The organism is Nitratireductor sp. StC3 (assembly GCF_003015025.1).
Taxonomy (GTDB): Bacteria; Pseudomonadota; Alphaproteobacteria; order Rhizobiales; family Rhizobiaceae; genus Mangrovimarina; species Mangrovimarina alexandrii.
In genome coordinates this window covers 114,173-134,292 of the sequence record NZ_PYBP01000005.1, presented here as the reverse complement: position 1 = coordinate 134,292, position 20,120 = coordinate 114,173, and the positions used below count along the sequence as shown (strand labels likewise).

At 67.2% G+C, this 20,120-nt stretch carries 17 protein-coding genes and 1 other RNA gene; 2 read left to right on the top strand and 16 right to left on the bottom strand.

All coding sequences use genetic code 11. From position 1 onward, the window contains the following. The 9 genes from ftsW to mraZ are packed head-to-tail and all read right to left on the bottom strand — an operon-like array spanning position 1 to position 10,190. On the bottom strand, positions 1 to 1,155 hold the full coding sequence (gene ftsW / locus C7T96_RS12410) for a putative lipid II flippase FtsW (protein ID WP_106571553.1): 1,155 nt from the start codon (positions 1,153 to 1,155) through the stop codon (positions 1 to 3). Next, positions 1,155 to 2,555 carry a UDP-N-acetylmuramoyl-L-alanine--D-glutamate ligase gene (gene murD / locus C7T96_RS12405; protein ID WP_106571552.1) on the bottom strand — a complete coding sequence of 467 codons (1,401 nt, stop codon included), beginning with the start codon at positions 2,553 to 2,555 and terminating at the stop codon, positions 1,155 to 1,157. Before murD ends, ftsW begins: the two co-directional genes overlap by 1 nt. Before the next feature lie 2 nt (positions 2,556 to 2,557). Next, positions 2,558 to 3,640 carry a phospho-N-acetylmuramoyl-pentapeptide-transferase gene (gene mraY / locus C7T96_RS12400; protein ID WP_106571551.1) on the bottom strand — a complete coding sequence of 361 codons (1,083 nt, stop codon included), beginning with the start codon at positions 3,638 to 3,640 and terminating at the stop codon, positions 2,558 to 2,560. A gap of 19 nt (positions 3,641 to 3,659) precedes the next feature. Beyond that, on the bottom strand, positions 3,660 to 5,099 hold the full coding sequence (locus C7T96_RS12395; RefSeq protein WP_106571550.1) for a UDP-N-acetylmuramoylalanyl-D-glutamyl-2,6-diaminopimelate--D-alanyl-D-alanine ligase: 1,440 nt from the start codon (positions 5,097 to 5,099) through the stop codon (positions 3,660 to 3,662). Beyond that, positions 5,096 to 6,550, bottom strand: coding sequence for a UDP-N-acetylmuramoyl-L-alanyl-D-glutamate--2,6-diaminopimelate ligase (locus tag C7T96_RS12390; protein ID WP_106571549.1), 1,455 nt, complete (start codon positions 6,548 to 6,550; stop codon positions 5,096 to 5,098). The genes C7T96_RS12395 and C7T96_RS12390 overlap by 4 nt, the downstream gene beginning before the upstream one ends. A 41-nt stretch (positions 6,551 to 6,591) precedes the next feature. After that, positions 6,592 to 8,322 (bottom strand): penicillin-binding protein 2, encoded by a 1,731-nt coding sequence (locus C7T96_RS12385; protein WP_106571548.1) that lies wholly within the window; start codon positions 8,320 to 8,322, stop codon positions 6,592 to 6,594. A 5-nt stretch (positions 8,323 to 8,327) separates the two neighbouring features. Then, on the bottom strand, positions 8,328 to 8,702 hold the full coding sequence (locus C7T96_RS12380; protein ID WP_106571547.1) for a hypothetical protein: 375 nt from the start codon (positions 8,700 to 8,702) through the stop codon (positions 8,328 to 8,330). A gap of 1 nt (position 8,703) precedes the next feature. Next, the gene (rsmH, locus tag C7T96_RS12375; protein ID WP_106571546.1) at positions 8,704 to 9,726 is read right to left on the bottom strand and encodes a 16S rRNA (cytosine(1402)-N(4))-methyltransferase RsmH; all 1,023 of its coding nucleotides are present in this window, start codon (positions 9,724 to 9,726) and stop codon (positions 8,704 to 8,706) included. Next, positions 9,723 to 10,190 (bottom strand): division/cell wall cluster transcriptional repressor MraZ, encoded by a 468-nt coding sequence (mraZ, locus tag C7T96_RS12370; protein WP_106571545.1) that lies wholly within the window; start codon positions 10,188 to 10,190, stop codon positions 9,723 to 9,725. Before mraZ ends, rsmH begins: the two co-directional genes overlap by 4 nt. A gap of 397 nt (positions 10,191 to 10,587) precedes the next feature. Between mraZ and C7T96_RS12365 the strand changes: the two genes are divergently transcribed. Beyond that, positions 10,588 to 11,694: a cystathionine gamma-lyase gene (locus C7T96_RS12365; protein WP_106571544.1), complete on the top strand. Its 1,107-nt coding sequence runs from the start codon at positions 10,588 to 10,590 to the stop codon at positions 11,692 to 11,694. Positions 11,695 to 11,812: 118 nt separating this feature from the next. Here the strand turns inward: C7T96_RS12365 and rnpB are convergent. From rnpB to C7T96_RS12335, 6 genes are all read right to left on the bottom strand, one after another. Continuing rightward, positions 11,813 to 12,251, bottom strand: an RNA gene (gene rnpB, locus C7T96_RS12360) — RNase P RNA component class A. Positions 12,252 to 12,350: 99 nt separating this feature from the next. Then, positions 12,351 to 13,136 (bottom strand): transglycosylase SLT domain-containing protein, encoded by a 786-nt coding sequence (locus C7T96_RS12355; protein ID WP_199190472.1) that lies wholly within the window; start codon positions 13,134 to 13,136, stop codon positions 12,351 to 12,353. 200 nt (positions 13,137 to 13,336) lie between these two features. Next, the gene (locus C7T96_RS12350) at positions 13,337 to 14,092 is read right to left on the bottom strand and encodes an N-acetylmuramoyl-L-alanine amidase (protein WP_106571543.1); all 756 of its coding nucleotides are present in this window, start codon (positions 14,090 to 14,092) and stop codon (positions 13,337 to 13,339) included. Continuing rightward, entirely contained in the window at positions 14,089 to 14,808 is a 720-nt protein-coding gene (locus C7T96_RS12345) for a DnaJ family molecular chaperone (protein ID WP_106571542.1), read from the bottom strand. Before C7T96_RS12345 ends, C7T96_RS12350 begins: the two co-directional genes overlap by 4 nt. Before the next feature lie 199 nt (positions 14,809 to 15,007). Next, entirely contained in the window at positions 15,008 to 15,214 is a 207-nt protein-coding gene (locus tag C7T96_RS12340; RefSeq protein WP_106571541.1) for a hypothetical protein, read from the bottom strand. 123 nt (positions 15,215 to 15,337) lie between these two features. Then, entirely contained in the window at positions 15,338 to 15,859 is a 522-nt protein-coding gene (locus C7T96_RS12335; protein ID WP_106571540.1) for a winged helix DNA-binding protein, read from the bottom strand. Positions 15,860 to 15,965: 106 nt separating this feature from the next. Between C7T96_RS12335 and C7T96_RS12330 the strand changes: the two genes are divergently transcribed. Next, a complete protein-coding gene (locus C7T96_RS12330; RefSeq protein ID WP_106571539.1) occupies positions 15,966 to 19,604 on the top strand; it encodes a hydantoinase B/oxoprolinase family protein in 3,639 nt (1,212 codons plus the stop codon). 13 nt (positions 19,605 to 19,617) lie between these two features. On the opposite strand, the gene C7T96_RS12325 is transcribed toward C7T96_RS12330, so the two are convergent. Beyond that, positions 19,618 to 20,007 (bottom strand): cupin domain-containing protein, encoded by a 390-nt coding sequence (locus tag C7T96_RS12325; protein ID WP_106571538.1) that lies wholly within the window; start codon positions 20,005 to 20,007, stop codon positions 19,618 to 19,620. Between the last annotated feature and the right edge of the window lie 113 nt (positions 20,008 to 20,120).

The window sequence follows — 20,120 nt, the reverse complement described above, 5'->3', positions numbered from 1 at the left end:
TTACTTGGCCGCGAAGGCGCTGCCGGGCGCGAACGGGAAATCCGACGTCTTGCGCCGTTCCGGCCGGCGTCGCGTCAGCGCCAGCACCATGCCCATCGAGATCGCCATCGCGATCAGCGAGGAACCGCCATAGGAGATGAACGGCAGCGTCATGCCCTTGGCCGGCATCAGCTGGAGATTGACGGAAATGTTGATGACCGACTGGAAGCCCAAAAGCACGACCAGCCCGCAGACGGCGTAGCGGACGAAATCGTCCTCCTCGCGCAGCGCCGAGCGCAGGCCGCGCAGCACGACGAAGGCGAACAGGCCGACGATGATGAAGCATAAAACGATGCCGAACTCCTCCGCCGCCACGGCGAAGATGAAGTCGGTGTGGCTGTCGGGCAAAATGCGCTTGACGGTGCCCTCGCCGGGGCCCTCGCCCCACCAGCCGCCGCGGATGATCGCCTCGCGCCCGGTATCGACCTGAAACGTGTCGCCCTCGCCGGTGACGAAGCGGTCGATGCGGTCGGCGACATGCGGGAAGATCGAATAGGCGGCGACTGCGCCGGCCGCGCCGAGACCGCCGAGCACGGCGATCCACAGCCACGGCATGCCGGCCAGGAAAAACATCGCCCCCCAGGTGCCCAGCACCAGCATGGTCTGGCCGAGATCGGGCTGGGCGACAAGCAATGCCAGCGCCAGGCCCAGAAGGATGATGGCGAAGAGATTGCCGGGAATGTCGGGCTGGCGCGCATGTTCGGCAAACAGCCACGCGCAGATCACCACGAAGGCCGGCTTGAGAAATTCCGACGGCTGGACGGAGACGCCCAGAAGCGAGATCCAGCGCCGCGCGCCCTTGACCTCGACCCCGACGAAAAGCACCAGCACCATCGCGACCAGCGACCCGGCCAGCATGACCAGCGCCAGCCTGCGGATGTTGCGCGGCGACAGGAAGGAGACTGCGAGCATGGCGCCGACCGCCGGCAGCATGAAGATGATCTGGCGTTCCACGAAATGGAATTCCGACAGGCCGATGCGCTCGGCCACTGCCGGGCTGGCCGCGAAGGACAACACGACGCCGAGCACCATCAGGCTTAAAAAGGCGGCCAGAAACCAGCGATCGACCGTCCACCACCAATTGGCGACCGGCCCTTTGTCGACACGACTGACCATCAGCTTGTCCCTCCGATCGGTTCGATATTGGCAAGGCCGCGCACGGCAGCCTTGAAGGCGTCGCCGCGCACCTCGAAATTCCTATACTGATCGAAGCTTGCGCAAGCCGGGGATAACAGCACAACCGCCTCGCCGGCCGGGTCGTTCTGCGCGTCGGCGGCCGCATGGGCGACCGCGGCCTCGAGCGTGCCGGCGATTTCGTAGGGCACCATGTCGCCCAGCGTCGCCGAAAAGGCCGGCGCCGCCTCGCCGATCAGATACGCCTTGGCGATGCGCGGAAACAGGCCGCGCAGCGGCTCGATGCCGCCCTCCTTGGCGAGCCCGCCGGCAATCCAGTAGATGCGCGGATAGCTCGACAGCGCAGGGGCCGCGGCATCGGCATTGGTGGCCTTGGAATCGTTGACGAACAGCACATGTCCGCGCCGCGCCACCTGCTCCATGCGGTGGACCAGGCCGGGGAAGCTCGCAAGCCCCGCCTGGATGTCGGCGTCGCAGACGCCGATCTTGCGGCAGGCGGCGATCGCGGCGAGCGCGTTCTGGGCGTTGTGCTGACCGCGCAGCGCACCGATTCCGGCCAGCGAGGCGAGCCGGCGCACCTTGCCTTCGCGGGCCTGCTTCAGTTCCGTGCCTTCGGCAAACAGCCCGTTGGCGAGCGCCAGGCGCTTGGAGATACGAACCAGCTCGGCGCCGGTCTGTTCGCGCCGGTCGGCGATCTGCGCGCCCCACACGTCGTCGACGCCGACGATCGCCAGATCGCTGCCGGCGACCAGCCGCTGCTTGATCGCGGCGTAATGCTGCATGGTGCCGTGGCGGTCGAGATGGTCGGGCGAAAGATTGAGCAGGATGCCGGCGGTCGGCCGGATCGAGGGCGCCAGGTCGATCTGAAAGGACGAACATTCCACCACGTAGGAGCGGCCGGCGGCCGGCGGATCGAGCGTCATCACCGCGCGCCCGATATTGCCGCCGATCTGCGCATCGCGACCGCTATGGGTCAGGATATGCCCGATCAGCGCGGTCGTGGTCGATTTCCCGTTTGTGCCGGTGATCGCGATGAACGGCGCGTCGGGCGCGCGTGCGGCGCGCTCGCGCGAAAACAGTTCGACATCGCCGATGATCTCGGCATCGGCAGCCCGCGCCAGCTCCACGCTCCAGTGCGGCTTGGGATGGGTCAGGGGCACGCCCGGCGACAGAACCAGCGAGGCAACGCCGCTCCAGTCGATGGCGCGCAGGTCCTGCGTGGCGATCGCCTCGCGCCCGGCCCGCGCCACGCTTTCGGGATTGTCGTCCCAGGCGATCACCCGCGCCCCGCCGGCGGCGAGCGCGGCCGCCGTGGCGATGCCCGACCCGCCGAGCCCGAACAGGGCGACGGTCTTGCCGTTGAAACTGCACGCTGCGATCATCTCTATCTCAGCTTCAGCGTCGATAGGCCGATCAGCGCCAGGATGACCGCGATGATCCAGAAGCGGATCACGATCTGGCTTTCCGTCCAGCCCATCTTCTCGAAATGATGGTGGATCGGCGCCATCAGGAAGACGCGCTTGCCCGTCATCTTGAACACCGCCACCTGGATGATGACCGACAGCGCCTCCATCACGAACAGCCCGCCGATGATCGCCAGCACGATCTCGTGTTTGGTGGCGATCGCGATCGTGCCGATCAGGCCGCCCAGCGCCAGCGAGCCGGTATCGCCCATGAAGATGGCGGCCGGCGGCGCGTTGAACCACAAAAACCCGAGCCCGGCGCCGATGACGGCCCCCAGCACCACGGCCAGCTCGCCCGTGCCCGGCACGAAATGGATCTGCAGATAGTCGGCGAAGACCGCGTTGCCGGACAGATAGGCGATGACGCCGAAGGACGAGGCCGCGATCATCACCGGCACGATGGCGAGCCCGTCGAGACCGTCGGTGAGATTGACCGCGTTGCCGGCCCCGACGATGACGAAGGCGGCGAACGGCACGAAAAAGATGCCCAGATTGATGATCAGGTCCTTGAAGAAGGGAAAGGTGAGCGATGAGGAGAACGGCGCCTGGCCGTTTCGCATGATGATCCAGGCCGCGGTGCCGGCGATCAGGAATTCCGCCAGGAGCCGCACTTTGCCCGATATGCCGAGATGCGACTGCTTCGTCACCTTCATGTAGTCGTCGTAAAAGCCGATCGCGCCGAACAGCAGCGTGACCAGGAGCACGGTCCACACATAGACGCTCGACAGATTTGCCCACAAAAGCGACGAGCAGATGATGCCGGTCATGATCATCAGGCCGCCCATGGTCGGCGTGCCCGCCTTCTTGAAATGGGTCTGCGGCCCGTCGGCGCGGATCGGCTGGCCGCGGCCCTGGCGCACGCGCAGCGAGTTGATGATCACCGGTCCGAACATGAACACGATCAGCGCCGAGGTGATCAGCGCGCCTCCCGTGCGGAAGGTGATGTAGCGAAAGACGTTGAAGACCGAGAACTGGTCGGCCGCACTTACCAGCAAGGTGAGCATGTGCTGGAAATCCCCCTCTTCACCCCTCGTCCGCCGCGGTCGAAGTCTGTTGCGGAGGATATTTTTCCAAAAGCGCGTCGACCAGCCCGGCAAAGCCGAGCCGAAGCGACGATTTGACCATCACCGCGTCGCCGCCCCCGACCCCGGCGACCAGCACCGGCTGCAATTCCTCGCGCGTCGGGCGATAGTCGACCGCGACATGCTGTGCAAGCGCGTCGCGCAGGGCCGCCATCGCCTCGCCGGCCAGATAGACCCGGTCGATCCCGGCCTCCAGGATCGCCTCGGCGAGCCCGGCATGTTCCCCGGCCGAATGCGCGCCGAGTTCGAGCATGTCGCCCAGAACCGCGATCCGGCGTCCGTCCTGGCCGGTCTGCGTGCCGGCAAGCAGCGCGATCGCCGCCTTCATCGAGGCCGGGTTGGCGTTGTAGCTTTCGTCGATCAGCGTGACCGGCCCGTCGGGATGGGCAAGCACATGGCGCGCGCCGCGGCCCTTTTCCGCCTGGAAGGTGCCGAGCGCGCCGGCCGCCTTGGCAACATCGGCGCCGACCAGATGCGCCGCGCCCAGCACCGCGAGCGCGTTTTGCACCATATGCCGGCCAGGCGCGCCGATCCGCGCCACGATTTCGCTGCCGCCGATCCGCGCGGTGATGCTCGAATGATCGGGTTTCAGAACCGCCTGGACCAGCCTGTAGGTGGCGCGGGCATGCTCGCCGAAGCCATGAATATGCTTGACGCCGGCATCCTTGGCGGCCTTTCGCAGGATGCGCCAGCGCGCGTCGTCGCGGTTGATCAGCGCATGGCCGTCCGGCTCCAGCCCCTCGAAAATCTCGGCCTTGGCGCGGGCGATGTCGTCGAGCGAATGGAAATGGCCGAGATGCGCGGCCGCGATAAGGGTGACGATCGCCACATGCGGGCGCACCAGCTTGACCAGCGGGCGGATTTCGCCGGCATGGTTCATGCCGATCTCGAACACGCCGAAATCGGTGTCCGCGGGCATACGCGCCAGGGTCAGCGGCACGCCCCAATGATTGTTGAAGGAGCGTTCCGCCGCGTGCACCGTGCCCGAACCGGAAAGCGCGCGCCTGAGCGCTTCCTTGGTCGTGGTCTTGCCGGCCGAGCCGGTGACGGCGATGATTTTGGCCTTCGAGCGCCGGCGGCTGGCTTCTGCCAGCCGTTCCAGCGCGATGAGCACGTCGTCGACGACGATCATCGGACAGGTCAGCCGACCGAGCCCCGGCAGGCGCCCTTCGGAGACCACAAGCAGCGCCGCGCCGGCGGCAACCGCCGCGGTCGCGAAATCGTGGCCGTCGAAGGTCTCGCCCTTGATGGCGAAAAACGCCTCGCCCGGATTGAGCGTGCGCGTATCGATCGAAACGCCGGAAACCGATTTGGGCAACTGCCCGAACGGGCGGCCTTCCATGGCCGCGACCATCGCCTCCGCCGTCCACAATTCGCTCATGTCCGCTGCTCCGCCAATGCCTTGCGGAGTTCGGCGTGATCGGAGAACGGATGGGTCACCTCGCCGATCGTCTGTCCCTCCTCGTGTCCCTTGCCGGCCACCACCAGCGTGTCGCCGGCACGCAGCATCGAGACCGCCGTGCGGATCGCCTCGCGCCGGTCGCCGATCTCGACCGCGCCCGGCGCGTCGGCGAGGATTTCGGCGCGGATTTCGGCCGGCACCTCGCTGCGCGGATTGTCGTCGGTCACGATCGTCACGTCGGCGAGCCGCGTCGCGATCGCGCCCATGATCGGCCGCTTGCCGCGGTCGCGGTCGCCGCCGCAGCCGAACACGACCACCACCCGGCCGGTGGTGAACGGCCGCACCGCGGAAAGCGCGTTTTCGAGCGCCTCGGGCTTGTGGGCGTAGTCGACATAGACCGGCGCGCCGGCACCGGTCTGGCCGACCAGTTCGAGCCGGCCCGAGGCGCCGCGCAAATCTTCCAGCGCCCGCAGCGCGGCCTCGGTCTGCGTGCCCGTTGCGACCGCCAGCCCGGCGGCCACCAGCGCGTTTGCGATCTGGAAATCGCCGGCGAGCGGCAGCACGATCTCGTGAATCTTGCCGTCCGCCTCGATTTCGGCACGCTGGCGCTGGCGCTCGTGCTCGACGCGCTTCAGGCTCATGAATTTGCCGCGGCGGCCGACGGTCAACACCTTGCAGCCGGCGCGTTCGGCCGCCTCGATGGTGGCCGCCGACCAGGGATCGTCGGCGAACACGATCGCCGGCGCGCCCTTCGGCAACAGCGTGTCGAACAGGCGCATCTTGGCGCGGTGATAGTCTTCGAGCGTCGGGTGGTAGTCGAGATGGTCGCGCCCCAGATTGGTGAACGCGGCCGCGGCAAGCCGCACCCCGTCGAGGCGGCGCTGGTCGAGCCCGTGGCTGGAGGCTTCCATCGCGGCATGGGTGACGCCGGCATCGGCCAGTTCGCGCAACAATTTCTGCAGCGCCACCGGGTCCGGCGTGGTCAGCGATCCGTATTCCTCGCGGCCGGGCGCGCTCAGCCCGGTGGTGCCGATGCTGGCGGCCTTTTGGCCGGTGCGCTCCCAGATCTGGCGCACGAAGGAGGCGACGGAGGTCTTGCCGGCCGTGCCCGTCACCGCGACCATGGTTTCGGGCTGGCCGGCATAAAAGCGCGCCGCCGCCAGCGCCAGCGTGCGGCGCGGGTCGGAGACGCGAAGAACCGGTATGTCGAGATCCGCCGCATCCGCGTCCGGCCCGGCCAGGATGGCGACCGCGCCCGCCTGGGCGGCCTGGCGCGCATAGGCCATCCCGTCCGTCTTCACGCCTTTCAGCGCGGCGAACAGAAAGCCGGGGCCGACCGCCCGCGAATCCGAGCTAAGCCCGGCGAGCGCGACCCCGCCGCTCGGCACGGTGTTGTCGGGGAAGAGATCGGCAAGGTCGCTGAGCTTCATGTAAATCCGTGTGGCTGCCGCCGGGTCTGACCGGCGCAGAATCATTGGTGCGAGACCAGCGTTGCGGCGTCTTCTTGGCCGAAATCCGGCTTCACGCCAAGAAGCGGCGCCGCGCGGCGGATGATATTGGCCACAACCGGGGCCGCATTGAGGCCGGCCGTCGCGCCGATTCCGGGCCGCTCCGGCTGGGGTTCGTCGACGATCGACAGCACGATATATTGCGGGTCCTCCATCGGCAGCGCGGCCAGGAAGGCATTGAAGCGCTTGCTGCTGGAATAGCGGCCATTGACCACTTTCTCGGCCGTGCCGGTCTTGCCGCCGACCCGGTAGCCGGGCACTTCGGCGCGCCGGCCAGAACCCTTTTCCGCGTTGAGACGATAGAGATAACGCATCGCGGCACTGGTTTCGGGCGCAAGCACCTGCTCGGCGATCGCGGTCGCCTCGGCCTCGGTGCGCGGCAGGAAGGTCGGCGGGATCAGCTTGCCGCCATTCATCAGCGCGGCCGCGCCGACCGCGGTCTGCAGCGGCGTCGTCGACATGCCGTGCCCGAAGGAGATCGTGATCGAATTGATCCGTTTCCACGTCGCCGGCTCGGTCGGGGTCGCGATTTCAGGCAGTTCGGTTTGCATGCGGTCCAGCAGGCCGATGCGCTTCAGGAACGCCCTGTGCCCCTCGATGCCCACGGCCTCGGCCATGCGGCCGGAAGCGATGTTGGAGGAATAGATGAACACTTCCGGCACCGTCAGCACGCGCCCCTTGCCGTGGAAGTCGCGGATGGTGAAACCGCCGATCCTCAGCGGGCGGGTGGCGTCGAAGCGGCTTTCAAGCGTCGCCTTGCCGGAATCGAGCACCATCGCGGTGGTGAAGCTCTTGATCGTCGAGCCCATCTCGAACACGCCGGCCGTCATCCGGTTCAGCCGGTCCTTCTGGTGCGCGGTGACCGGATTGTTGGGATCGAAGTCCGGCAGCGAGGCCATCGCCACCACCTCGCCGGTCTTGGCGTTGAGCACGACCGCGCCGGCCGCGATCGCCTGATAGCGCTCCATCGCGCCGGCCAGTTCGTCGCGCACGATATGCTGCACGCGCAGGTCGATCGACAATTGCACCGGCGCCAGCGCGGCATCGCTCACCAGCCCGGCCGCGCGCAGATCCGCCAGCCCCTGATCGTCGACATATTTCTCGATGCCGGCGATGCCCTGATTGTCGACATTGACCAGGCCCAGAATATGCGAGGCGGTCGGCCCGCCCGGATAGAAGCGGCGCTTTTCAGGGCGGAAACCGATGCCGGGAATGCCGAGCTGCAGGATCTCGTTCTGCTGCTTGGGCGTGATCTCGCGCTTGAGCCAGGCAAAGCCGGCGCCGCTCTTGAGCCTGGAATAGGTGCGTTCGTAGTCGAGCGACGGCAGCACCGTGGCCAGACGCTCAACCGCCTCGTCCGCATCGACGATGCGGCGCGGCTCGGCGTAGAGCGAGGCGGACTTGATGTCGGTCGCCAGCACCTGGCCGTTGCGGTCGACAATGTCGGGGCGCGCGGCCAGCAAGCGGTCGGCACCCGGCACATAGGTCACCTCCACGTCCTGCAGGCCGAGATAGACCAATCGGCCGGCGATCGCGCCGTAAAGGGCGAAAAACACCCCCATCGCCATGATGACGCGCGAGCGCGAGCGCCCGCCGCTGGATTTGCGCGCGCCCTCGACCACGATGGAGCCGCCGGGGCGTCCCTCGCCGCCGCGTTTTGCGAAACGGGCCAGAATGTTGCCGAGACCGGGCATGCCCCTCATGGTTCGGTGCTCCCGGTGACGATCCCGTCCGCGCCCGCCTGCCCGGCCGCGCCGGCGGTCGTCGACGGGTCGGGTTCGGGCTCGGCCGGCCGTTCGGGAAGCTCCGCCGGACCGGCGATCTGGTAGGGTTCGACCGGCTCGAGCGCGAGCTCTTCGCGATAGGTTTCCGCCAGCTTTTGCAGGCGCGAGGGTTGCGTGAGCAGGCTCCAATCGGCCTTCAGGAGATCGATGGTCTCCCGCTCCAGGCGAAGCCGCGCCTCGATCTTGCGCAGGGCGTCCAACTGGTTTTCGGCCTCGTGCTTGGTTTTGTAGGTGAAGGCGGCCGCCGAGATCATGACCGCGATCAAAACCATGTCGGTCGTGCGAAACACGCTAGCTCCTTTCCGCGCCGTGGCCGGGCGCCGGCAGCTTCGGCAAGCCGAACAGGGTGAAATCCGCCGCGCCGGCTTGTGCGTCGAGCCGCGTGGCGGCACGCAATTTGGCCGAGCGCGCCCGCGGATTGGCCGCGGCCTCCGCGTCGGAGGCCGCGATCATGCGGTCCGGCTTGTCGAAGGTGGCGATCTTGGCGGCCGGTTCGGGCAGGTGGCGCGAACCGCCGGCCGCGCCGGAGCGGTCGGCCAGGAAACGCTTCACGATCCGGTCTTCCAGCGAATGGAAGGTCACGACCGCAAGCCGGCCGCCCGGACGCAGCGCCCGCTCGGCGGCGAACAAGGCCCGGGCCAGCTCGCCGAGTTCGTCATTGACGAAAATCCGCAGCCCCTGGAAACAGCGGGTCGCGGGGTGGATCTTGTCCTTGGGGTGGCGGCCGACCAGCGCCTCGATCGCATCGGCGAGATCACGCGTGCGCGTGAAGGGTTTTTGGACCCGCCGGCGCTCGATCAGGCGCGCGATCCGTCCGGCATGGCGCTCCTCGCCAAGAATCCCGAAAATCCGCGCCAGGTCGCCGGGCTTGAAACTGTTGACGATGTCGGCGGCGGACGGTCCGGAGCGCTCCATGCGCATGTCGAGCGGGCCGTCGCGGCGGAAGGAAAAGCCGCGCTCGGCCTGGTCGAGCTGCATGGAGGAAACGCCGATATCGAGCACGACGCCGTCGACCGGCTCGCCGGCAAGCCTGTCGAGTTCGGAAAAACGACCCTCTACGAGCCGCAGCCGGCCGCCGGACGCCTGGACGAGAGCCGCGCCGTGACGGATCGCGTCCGGGTCGCGGTCGATGCCGATCACCCTGGCGCCGGCCTCGATCAGGGCGCGCGTATAGCCGCCGGCGCCGAACGTGCCGTCGACGACAAGCGCGTCGCGTTGCGGACGCAGGGCGGCGATCACCGCGTCGAGCAGGACGGGAATGTGGCGGGCCGGTCCGCCACCGGCGTCCTCGCGGCCGCCGGGGCCCGCCATCATTCCCGGTCCTCGCCCGGTCGCCCCCGAACCGCGGACTGACGCAGTTTCGCAAGCCGCGCGCGCACCTCCGCCCCGTAGGCCTTCAAGCGCTCCGGCTGCCAGATCTGAAAAAAATGCCCCCGTCCGACAAAGGCGACATCCGCGTCGATGCCGGTATGCTCGCGCATGAAATCGCTCACCATGATGCGCCCCTCGCGGTCGATCTTCAAAAAGGCCCCGTCGCCGTGGCAGAAGAAGGACATGTCGTCCGCGGTCTGCAGAAACGGGTCTTCCTGCTCGATCCGCGCCTCGTAGCGGTCCAGCAGATCGAGCCCGCCCACGTCCAGGGCCGGAATGTCGAGCGCACGCAGCGCGTAGAGTTCGGCAAATCCCTTCTTTTGCAGCACAGCGCGAAAATGCGCTGGCACCGACACTCTGCCCTTGGCGTCGATCCGGTTGACTGCACTGGAAAGGAAACGATCCATCACGCGACACGGACGCCGTCGACGCCGCCAATTCCTTCATTCTTTTTTCCGCGCCGAAACACGGTCTCCGGCGCCCCCCGCCCGATTCATGCCCAACGGCAAACATCCCCGCACCCGCCGCCGCGACGGCCGGATGAAAAGACGCTTCACTCGCCACTGGAACGAAATTCGGAATGTGCTTTTGGGATATCATGGGCCAATATGGGCGTCAATGGGATTATGCCAGCTTCCCTTCTCACCGAAGCGATCTCGCGCGCACCTCGCCGCGATGCCCGATTTATGCTCCATTAAGCCTAACGAAGGGTTAGGGCCCTGTTTCGGGGCCTCCGCGGCCGAAACCGCCTACGGCTTCACGCGCTTTCGTTGCCCCGTCGCCCCTACAAAAAGGCAAGACAGCATGACCGACAGTTCCAGCGACCGCGCCGCCCGCCTGGCCCATCTGCGCCGCGAGGGCCTGGAAAAAGGCGACCCGGTGCCGCTGCCGCTCACAATGGCGGCGATGTTCCACCTGCCCGGCGACCCGGCCGGCGTCAGCCAGTACGGCCGCTTCGCCAACCCGACCTGGGACGGCGTGGAAAAGCTGCTGGGTCATCTGGAGGACGCGCCGGCGCTCGCCTTCCCCTCCGGCATGGCCGCGATCTCGGCGGTGCTGTTTTCGCTGCTGAAAACCGGCGAGCGCGTGCTGTTGCCGGCCGACGGCTATTACACGGTCCGCGTTCTGGCCGAGCGTTTTCTGGCGCCGATGGGGATCGGCTTCGACACCCGTCCGACCGCCGGCTTTCTCGACGGCGGTTTCGACGGCTATCGGCTGGTCTTCATCGAGACGCCAGCCAATCCCGGTCTCGATCTCTGCGACATCGCCGCCGTCGCTGCCAGGGCACGGGCGGCCGGCGCGCTGGTCGTGGCCGACAACACCACCATGACCCCATACGGGCAGCGTCCGCTCGACCTCGGCGTCGACGTCGTCGTCGCCGCCGACACCAAGGCGCCCAACGGCCATTCCGACGCGCTGTTCGGCCATGTGGCAAGCCGCAACGAGACGATTGTCGCGTCGGTGCGCGACTGGCGCAAGCTCGCCGGCGGCATACCCGGCCCGTTCGAGGCCTGGCTGGTGCATCGCGGCCTGGAGACGCTGGAGGTGCGCTTCGAGCGCATGTGCAATTCGGCCGAGCTGATCGCCACGCGGCTGCGGGAGCACCCGCGCGTGCGTGCGCTGCGCTATCCCGGCCTGAAGGACGATCCCGGCCACGCGCTCGCCGCGCGCCAGATGCAGCGCTTCGGCTTCCTGATCGGCCTCACCCTCGCCTCCGCGGAGGAGGCCGAAACCTTCATAGAGCGCTGTACGCTCATCCAGCCGGCGACCTCGTTCGGCGGGGTCCATACCTCCGCCGAACGGCGTGCGCGCTGGGGCGATGCCGTCGATCCGGGCTTCGTGCGGCTTTCGGTCGGCTGCGAACCGACGGAAGAACTGTGGAAGGCGATCGCCGCGGCGCTCGCGGCCTGACGTCAAGACGGGGTTGCCGGACGCGCGTGATTCGGTGCGCGAGGACGCTGAATCACGCACGCAACAACGTGAATCGACATGTTATGGAATGCGGGCAACCGCCCGCAAACACGAGAAAAATGCCAGTCGGCCTATAAGCCGGGTTCTGTATGGCCCCGGCCCCCGAGGGCGCCGGAACGTGGCGGCCATTCATCTGGGACGGACGTTGCCGCCCGCCTCTTGCAACCAACCCGGACGGCTGGGCCGGAAACTGCCCGGGAGTCGCCTCCCGCACCGTCCCTATTCGGTTTTGCTCCCGGTGGGGCTTGCCGTGCCGCTGCTGTTACCAGCAGCGCGGTGGGCTCTTACCCCACCCTTTCACCCTTGCCCCGCCAACGAACCGGTCCGCGCGGCCTGTGCGCGGCGACCGGTTTGCAGGCGGGGCGGTTTGCTTTCTGTGGCGCTTTCCCTGGGGTCGCCCCCGCCGGCCATTAGCCGGCACCGTGTTTCCATGGAGCCCGGACTTTCCTCGCACGCCGCCTTTCGGCGCTTGCGCGCGCGGCCGCCCGGCCGACTGGCAGAACGCATAAAGGCATCGGCGGGCGAAAACGCAAGCCCCGCGCCGCATTTCTTGCGGCACGGGTCACGCCCGTTGCGACACCCGCACGGCCGGCGGGTCAGCCGCCCAGATGCCGCTTGACCTTGCTGCAATAGGCCGCCGAAATGCGGTTCATGCGCTTGGCGCCGTGGCCGGCATTGTATTTCAGGATCGTTCCGCAGGTGGAGCCGCCGCCGAGCTTGTGCGCCTTGGCGAGATATTTCATGCCGTATTTGATGTTGGTCTCGGGATTGAACAGCCCCTTGGTCGAACCGCGATACCCCATCATGCGCGCCGTGGCCGGCTTGATCTGCATCAGCCCGATCTCACCGGCCTTGCCGCGCGCGTTCGCCCGGAAATTGCTTTCCACCCGCACCACGGCCCGCGCCAGGCTGACGGGCACACCGTAGCTGGAGGCATAACGGGCGATGATGCCGTGGTAACCGCCCTTGCCGCCCTTTGTGGCCTTAACGGTCTTGGCGGTCTTGCCGACCTTGGCCGTCTGGCTGGCCTCGGCGGGTTTCCGCCTGGCCTTCACCTTGTCGCTGCTGCGCGCGAAATTCTTCGCCTCGCCGCGTTCGATCGCACCGGTCGTCATCTTGTCGATTGCCCGGCTTGCCGCGCGCTCCGCCTCGGCCTTGGCATAGCTGGTCGCATAGCGGACCTTGCCATCGCGCGCCGCCGCGGCCGACTTCGACGCGTCGGCGGACTTGGCCTTGCCGGCCCGCTCGGCCTTCGCGTCGGTTTTGGTAAAGACCTTTTCGAGGTTGGCGGGATGAAGGCTCGTCGGCTGCTCCTGGGCATGGGCGACAGGCATCGTCAGTCCGGCGACGAGCATCGCCGAAATCAGGCTTCGTTTCTTCATGTTGTCTTGGGTCTCTGGCTTGGCGTCCGCGTTCGGGGACGGCGGTTTTCCGATACGCTCCCGGATCCACACACAAAGGACCCGGAACGAGTGCGAAACCGCCAGATGCCGCCGGATTGGGCGGCAAAAATGGCCGTCAAGCTCAACTTTTTTCTCTTTGTGTTACAAGAAGATAGAGGAAGCGATCCGCTTACGCAGCGTCAAGCGGGGGACGCCTCCAGAAGCCGGGTCAATGTTGTGACGGTCGCCGGATCGGCGCGGCCGTCGACCCGCGCCGGGCGGAAATGCCTTTGAAAGGCCGCGACCACCGTCCCGGTCCACTCGTCGAAAAGATCATCGATTTCAACAAGATAGCCGTATCTTGCGAGATCGCTTCGCAAGCGCACGACCGACGGACCGCTGTCGCCCGGTCCCAGAACCGGCCCCGCCGTCTCGGGCGCGGGCGTCACCAGATGACCGATCCCGGCGGCGTGCAACCGCGCCCAGGGAAATTTCTCGCCTGGGTCGATCTTGCGTCCCGGCGCCACGTCCGAATGCGCCAGAACCCGCGCCGGCGCGACCGCATGCCGCACTGCAACATCGCGGCACAGCGCGATCACCGCCTCGATCTGGGCGTCCGGAAAGGCCCTGTACCCCAGAACATGGCCCGGATTGACGATTTCGATCCCGACCGAGCGCGAATTGATGTCGGTCTCGCCCTGCCAGAAGCTCTTGCCGGCATGCCAGGCGCGCGCGGCCTCCGCCACCATCTGCACCACGGCACCGTCCTCATGGACGAGATAATGCGACGACACCCCGCTTTGCGGGTCGCATAGCCAGTCCTCGGCCCCCTGCCCGCTCTCCATCCCGGTATAGTGCAGCACGATCATGTCGGGTCCGGCGACGCCCCGGCGTTCGCCATGATTGGGCGACGGCCTGACCCGCGCGCCCTGGTGGTCGGCGGCAAAGCCGCTCATGCCGAAACGCGGCCGCGCTCGATCGCCTCGTAGGCGGCGTTGATGGCGGCGGCGCGATCGTTGGCGATCGCCAAAAACTCCTCCGGCACGCCACGCGCGATTAGCCGGTCGGGATGGTTTTCGGCCACCAGTTCGCGGTAGCGCCGGCGCACCGCCTCGAACGGCGTGTCGCGCGTCACACCCAGGACCGCGTAGGGGTCGTCGGCCGGCCGCACGGCGTGGCGGGCGAGAATACCGTCGAAGCGCCGCGCGTCGATCGCAAAGATCTCCGCGACCCGATGCAGGAACGCGACCTCGCGCTCGTGCAGATAGCCATCGGCCTTGGCGATGTGGAACAGCCCGTCGAGAATATCCTCCAGCATGCGGCAATTGCGTTCGCCCGAACCGCACAGCCGCGCCATGCGTTCGGCATAGGCCTCGAACCCGGCGGTGTCGGCGGTGGCGAGATCGTAGAGGCGCGCGACATTGCGTTCCTGCTCGCGCGGCACGGCAAAAATCTCGTGGAAGGCACGCACCTCGTCCTGGGTGACGATGCCGTCGGCCTTGGCCATCTTGGCCGACAGCGCGATCATGGCGATCGAAAACGCCACCTTGCGGCGCAGTTCCGGATCGCCCTCGAAGGCGGTGCGCACCGCCTCCACGACGTCGGCCACGCCGGCGACCGCGCCCGACGTCACCCGGCTGATGAATTCACCAAATCGGCCCCAGATCGACATGGGCCCTGTCTAAAGTGAATCGGCGACGAATGCGAGCGCTGCCCCCGGCGATAATCCGTCGCGGGAGCGATCGACTGCGACCTGTCGTTTCGGCGCCATTGCGTTCCCCGGAGGCGGCGCGCCAAAGCCCGAAACGCGAAAAGCCGGCGCAAGGCCGGCTTTCCCGTCGGGCCTGGCTGGCTTGCAGCCGTGTACAAGCCTAGTCGACCGGGCGCACTTCGCCGTCGTCGGCCGGCTGCTCTTCGGACGGCGCCGGCGCCGCGTTCGGATCGGCCGGCTCGATCGGCTGGGTCTCCTGCACATCGGGCTCCACGCTCTGGGTGGTGGTGGTGTCGGTATTGTCGCTGCAGGCCGCGAGCCCCAGCAGCGCGATGGCCGATGTCGTGGCGACGATCAGTTTTTTCATGACGGGCTCCTTTCTTCGAAATCCTGGCCGCTTGAGGCCGTTGCCGGAAAAACTCCGGCCGAAAGGAAACGTTTCGTCACATCGGCTTACGGCAGGACACAATCCGTAAACGGCCAAAACGGCCTACATGGTCACCGCGCTGCGCGCTGCCTGATCGTATTGTCCCGACAGGGCACGCATCAGCGCGGCGATCCGGCTCACCTCGTCCTCGTCGGTATTCAGGGCCTTCACGCCCGACACCAGCAGCGCCTCGCGCACCTCGCGATAGCGTCGGCAGGCGGCCGCACCCGTCTCGGTGATCGTTACGGTCTTTTCCTTCGCCCGGCGTCCGGTTTCCACCAGCCCCATGCTCTCCAGCTTCTTGAGCGCATAGGACACGACATGCGTGTCCTCGATGTTGAACACCATGCACAGTTCGGCCAGCGTCTTTTCGCGGCCGCGATGATGGACGGCGTGCAGGATATGAACGTCGATCGGCGCGAGCCCGGTGACGCCGGCCGCGGCCATGCAGCGCACCATCCAGCGCTGAAACGCGTTGGTGAGCACGGTCAGCGCGAATTCCATTTCCGACAGTGCGGGCATGGTGCCCTCGGCCAGATGCGAGGCCAGCACGACGGGCCCGATTGTTGGCGTGGTTTCGCTCATGGCGCGCTCTCAATCTCGATTTATCTATAAAATGTTGACGAAAATCATTTGATTTGCTGTATAGCAAATCCGGCATCACACTGTCCATCAATGCGTGGAGACACCGATGAGCGCGACCTGGGACTTCTGGATCGATCGCGGCGGCACGTTCACCGACATTGTCGGCCGCGACCCGGAGGGCGGTCTGCACGCGCGCAAGCTTTTGTCGGAAAACCCGGAAGCCTATGACGACGCCGCCGTCCAGGGCATCCGCGACCTGCTGGGCGTCGCGGCGGGCGAGCCGGTGCCCTCGCAGCGCATCGGCGAGGTCAAGATGGGCACCACGGTCGCCACCAACGCGCTTTTGGAGCGCAAGGGCGACCGGGTCCTTTTGCTGATCACCAAGGGTTTCCGCGACGCGCTCAAGATCGCCTACCAGGCCAGGCCCGACATTTTCGCCAAGCAAATCCTCCTGCCGGAGCAGCTTTACGAGCGAGTCATCGAGGTCGACGAGCGGGTGCGCGCCGACGGGCTGGTCGAGACCGTGCCGGATTTCGACGCCGTCGAGGACGAGATCGCCCAGGCCCGCCGCGACGGCATCGACGCGGTCGCCATCGTCTTCATGCATGCCTGGAACGCGCCCGGCCACGAGGTGATGGCGGCAAGCCTGTGCCACCGCATCGGCTTTTCGCAGATATCCGTCAGCCACCAGGTTTCGCCGTTGATCAAGCTGGTCGGCCGCGGCGACACCACCGTGGTCGACGCCTATCTGTCGCCGATCCTGGCGCGTTATGTCCGCCGGGTCGCCGACGCGCTCAACATCGAGACCGACGGCGACCAGGCCGCGGCGACGGCGCGCCTGATGTTCATGATGTCGTCGGGCGGCCTCACCGCCGCCGACCGCTTCCAGGGCAAGGACGCGATCCTGTCCGGACCCGCCGGCGGCGTGGTCGGCATGGTGGAGACCGCGCGCAGCGCCGGTTTCGAAAAAGCCATCGGCTTCGACATGGGCGGCACCTCGACCGACGTCACCCACTATGACGGCGAATATGAGCGCGTGTTCGATTCCGAGGTCGCCGGCGTGCGCATCCGCGCGCCGATGATGCGCATCCACACGGTGGCCGCCGGCGGCGGGTCCGTGCTGCATTTCCAGGACGGGCGCTTCCAGGTCGGGCCGGATTCGGCCGGCGCCAATCCGGGTCCCGCCTGCTACCGGCGCGGCGGCCCGCTCGCCGTCACCGACGCCAATGTCATGCTCGGCAAGCTGCAGCCCGGTTTCTTCCCGGCGATCTTCGGCCCCGGCCAGAACCAGGCGCTCGATGCAGCGGCGGTGCGCGAGGCCTTCCAGGCCATGGCCGCCGAAATCGGCGACGGCCGCTCGCCCGAGGCGGTCGCCGAAGGTTTCATCACGATCGCGGTCGAGAACATGGCCAATGCGATCAAGAAGATCTCGGTCCAGCGCGGCCACGACGTCACCGGCTACCTGCTCAACTCCTTCGGCGGCGCCGGCGGCCAGCACGCCTGCCTGGTCGCCGACGCGCTCGGCATGGAATCGGTCCTGATCCACCCGTTCTCCGGCCTGCTGTCGGCCTACGGCATCGGGCTTGCCGCCGTCTTCGCCTCGCGCCAGCAGGCTTTGCTGAAACCGCTTGCCGAGGCCTCGCTGAACGATATCCGCCTTGCCGTGCGCGGCTTGAAGAAAGCGGTCTTTGCCGAACTGACGGATCAGGGCATCGCCGAGGACGAAATCGCCTGGCGCCCGGTGCTTCAGGTTCGCTACGACGGCACCGACACCGCCCTGCCGGTCGATTTCGAAAGCTTTTCGGTCGCCGACGCCGTCGCCGGCTTCGAGGCCGCGCACAAGGCCCAGTTCGGCTTCGTCTACGACGACAAGCCGATGATCGTCGAGGCGATCAGCGTCGAGGGCATCGACATGCGCGACCAGGGCACCGACGAGACCGAGGCCCGCCTCGACGCGGTCGATGCGAACGCAGGCGAGACGACGCAGTTCTTCAGCGAGGGCGAGTGGCGCGACGCCCGCGTCGTGCGGCGCGGCGATCTGGCGCCCGGACACCGGCTCGCCGGGCCGGCGCTGATCATCGAGGATCACCAGACGATCGTCGTGGAGCCGGGCTGGCGCGCCGAGATCACGGCGCGCAACCACGTTCTCCTGAGCCGTGTCGAGCGCAAGGCGCGCCAGGCCGCGATCGGCACCGAGGCCGATCCGGTCATGCTGGAAGTGTTCAACAACCTGTTCATGTCGATCGCCGAGCAGATGGGCGTGACGCTGCAGAACACCGCCTACTCGGTCAACATCAAGGAACGGCTCGATTTCTCCTGCGCGGTGTTCGACCGCGACGGCGCGCTTGTGGCCAACGCACCGCATATGCCGGTGCATCTGGGATCGATGGACCGCTCCGTCGAAACCGTCATCCGCCTGAACCGGGGCGACATCGCGCCGGGCGACGTTTTTGCCCTGAACGCGCCCTATAATGGCGGCACCCATCTGCCCGACATCACCGTGGTCACCCCGGTCTTCGACGAGGCCGGCGAAAAAATCCTGTTCTGGGCCGCCTCGCGCGGCCACCACGCCGACGTCGGCGGCACCGCGCCGGGCTCGATGACCCCGCTCGCCACCACTGTCGACGAGGAAGGCGTGTTGTTCGACAATTTCCGGCTGGTGGAACGCGGGCGCTTCCGCGAGAAGGAACTGCACGAGCTTTTGACCGACCACGCCTGGCCGGCGCGCAACCCGCACCAGAACATCGCCGATCTCAAGGCCCAGATCGCCGCCAACGAAAAGGGCGTCGCCGAGCTCGGCAAGATGGTCGCCCAGTTCGGGCTCGACGTGGTCGAGGCCTATATGGGCCATGTCCAGGACAATGCCGCCGAAAGCGTGCGCCGCGTGCTCGACCGGCTGCCCGACGTGTCGGAATACGAATATCCCACCGACACCGGCCAGCTGATCAAGGTGAAAATCTCCGTCGACCGGCAAAAGCGCGAGGCGACCGTCGACTTCACCGGCACCTCGCCGGTGCACAACAACAATTTCAACGCCCCCGAACCGGTGGCCCGCGCGGCCGTGCTTTATGCCTTCCGCGTCATGGTCGAGGATCAGATCCCGATGAATGCCGGCTGCCTGCGGCCGGTCAACATCGTCATCCCGGAGGGATGCATGCTGCGGCCGGCCTATCCGGCGGCCGTCGTCGCCGGCAATGTCGAGACCTCCCAGCACGTCACCAACGCCATGTTCGGCGCCATGGGCGCGCTCGCCAACGCCCAGGGCACGATGAACAATCTCACCTTCGGCAACGCCACCTACCAATATTACGAGACCATCTGTTCGGGCTCGCCGGCCGGGCGCATGAACGACGGCCGCGGCTTTGACGGCACCTCCGGCGTGCATACCCACATGACCAATTCGCGCCTGACCGACCCCGAAGTGCTGGAATTGCGGTTTCCCGTGCTGCTGGAGGATTTCCATATCCGCACCGGCTCCGGCGGCACCGGAAAATGGAACGCCGGCGACGGCACCCGCCGCACCATCCGCTTCCTGGAGGAGATGGAATGCGCGATCCTGTCCTCGCACCGCACGAGCCCGCCGCGCGGCGCGGCCGGTGGCGGCGACGGCCAGGTCGGCCGGACCGAGGTGCGCCGCGCCGACGGCACGCTCGAGACGCTGAAGGCCTGCGACCAGACCGTCATCGAGGCGGGCGAGGCGGTGATCGTGACCACCCCGACGGCGGGCGGGTTCGGCCGCGGCTAATTCGGCCCCATCCCTATTCCAGGTCGGTCTGGATCCAGCGCGGCGAAAGGTGGATGTCGAGCGTCTGCAGCCGTCCGGGCCCGAGATTGACGAAGCGGTGCGGCACGCCGGCCGGTCCGAGCACGGTTTCGCCGGCCTCGGCGTCGATCACCGCCTCGCCGACGAAAAACCGCGCCCGCCCCTGCTGGACGACGAAGACCTCGTCATAGGGATGGACGTGCAGCACCGGACCGGTGCCGGGTTCGTCATTGCCGTAGGTGAGCACGGTGACCTGCGTGGCCAAAACCTCGCCTGCCACGGACCCGCGATGGGGTCCTTGGCGCGTGCCGTCGAAGAGCCGGGCCTTCGCCGGCGGGCGACCGTCGGGGGCAACGGTCGCGGGGTCGAAATCATGTCGGGACATTGTGGCAAACCTCCGCCGGCAGGATGATCGACACGAACGGGTCCGGCAAGCCGCGCCCGCAGGCTGCGCCGCACTCGCATCGTCTGCCTGCCGGAACAGAATCCGTGACCTCA

What these genes read in the sequence shown, in the direction of transcription:
- C7T96_RS12365 (WP_106571544.1), top strand. Translation starts at nt 10,588, where the DNA reads ATGACCGACAGTTCCAGCGACCGCGCCGCCCGCCTGGCCCATCTGCGC.
- C7T96_RS12330 (WP_106571539.1), top strand. Translation starts at nt 15,966, where the DNA reads ATGAGCGCGACCTGGGACTTCTGGATCGATCGCGGCGGCACGTTCACC.
- ftsW (WP_106571553.1), bottom strand. Translation starts at nt 1,155, where the DNA reads ATGGTCAGTCGTGTCGACAAAGGGCCGGTCGCCAATTGGTGGTGGACG.
- C7T96_RS12385 (WP_106571548.1), bottom strand. Translation starts at nt 8,322, where the DNA reads ATGCCCGGTCTCGGCAACATTCTGGCCCGTTTCGCAAAACGCGGCGGC.
- C7T96_RS12355 (WP_199190472.1), bottom strand. Translation starts at nt 13,136, where the DNA reads ATGAAGAAACGAAGCCTGATTTCGGCGATGCTCGTCGCCGGACTGACG.
- C7T96_RS12350 (WP_106571543.1), bottom strand. Translation starts at nt 14,092, where the DNA reads ATGAGCGGCTTTGCCGCCGACCACCAGGGCGCGCGGGTCAGGCCGTCG.
- mraY (WP_106571551.1), bottom strand. Translation starts at nt 3,640, where the DNA reads ATGCTCACCTTGCTGGTAAGTGCGGCCGACCAGTTCTCGGTCTTCAAC.
- C7T96_RS12390 (WP_106571549.1), bottom strand. Translation starts at nt 6,550, where the DNA reads ATGAAGCTCAGCGACCTTGCCGATCTCTTCCCCGACAACACCGTGCCG.
- rsmH (WP_106571546.1), bottom strand. Translation starts at nt 9,726, where the DNA reads ATGATGGCGGGCCCCGGCGGCCGCGAGGACGCCGGTGGCGGACCGGCC.
- C7T96_RS12340 (WP_106571541.1), bottom strand. Translation starts at nt 15,214, where the DNA reads ATGAAAAAACTGATCGTCGCCACGACATCGGCCATCGCGCTGCTGGGG.
- murD (WP_106571552.1), bottom strand. Translation starts at nt 2,555, where the DNA reads ATGATCGCAGCGTGCAGTTTCAACGGCAAGACCGTCGCCCTGTTCGGG.
- C7T96_RS12345 (WP_106571542.1), bottom strand. Translation starts at nt 14,808, where the DNA reads ATGTCGATCTGGGGCCGATTTGGTGAATTCATCAGCCGGGTGACGTCG.
- C7T96_RS12395 (WP_106571550.1), bottom strand. Translation starts at nt 5,099, where the DNA reads ATGAGCGAATTGTGGACGGCGGAGGCGATGGTCGCGGCCATGGAAGGC.
- mraZ (WP_106571545.1), bottom strand. Translation starts at nt 10,190, where the DNA reads ATGGATCGTTTCCTTTCCAGTGCAGTCAACCGGATCGACGCCAAGGGC.
- C7T96_RS12325 (WP_106571538.1), bottom strand. Translation starts at nt 20,007, where the DNA reads ATGTCCCGACATGATTTCGACCCCGCGACCGTTGCCCCCGACGGTCGC.
- C7T96_RS12335 (WP_106571540.1), bottom strand. Translation starts at nt 15,859, where the DNA reads ATGAGCGAAACCACGCCAACAATCGGGCCCGTCGTGCTGGCCTCGCAT.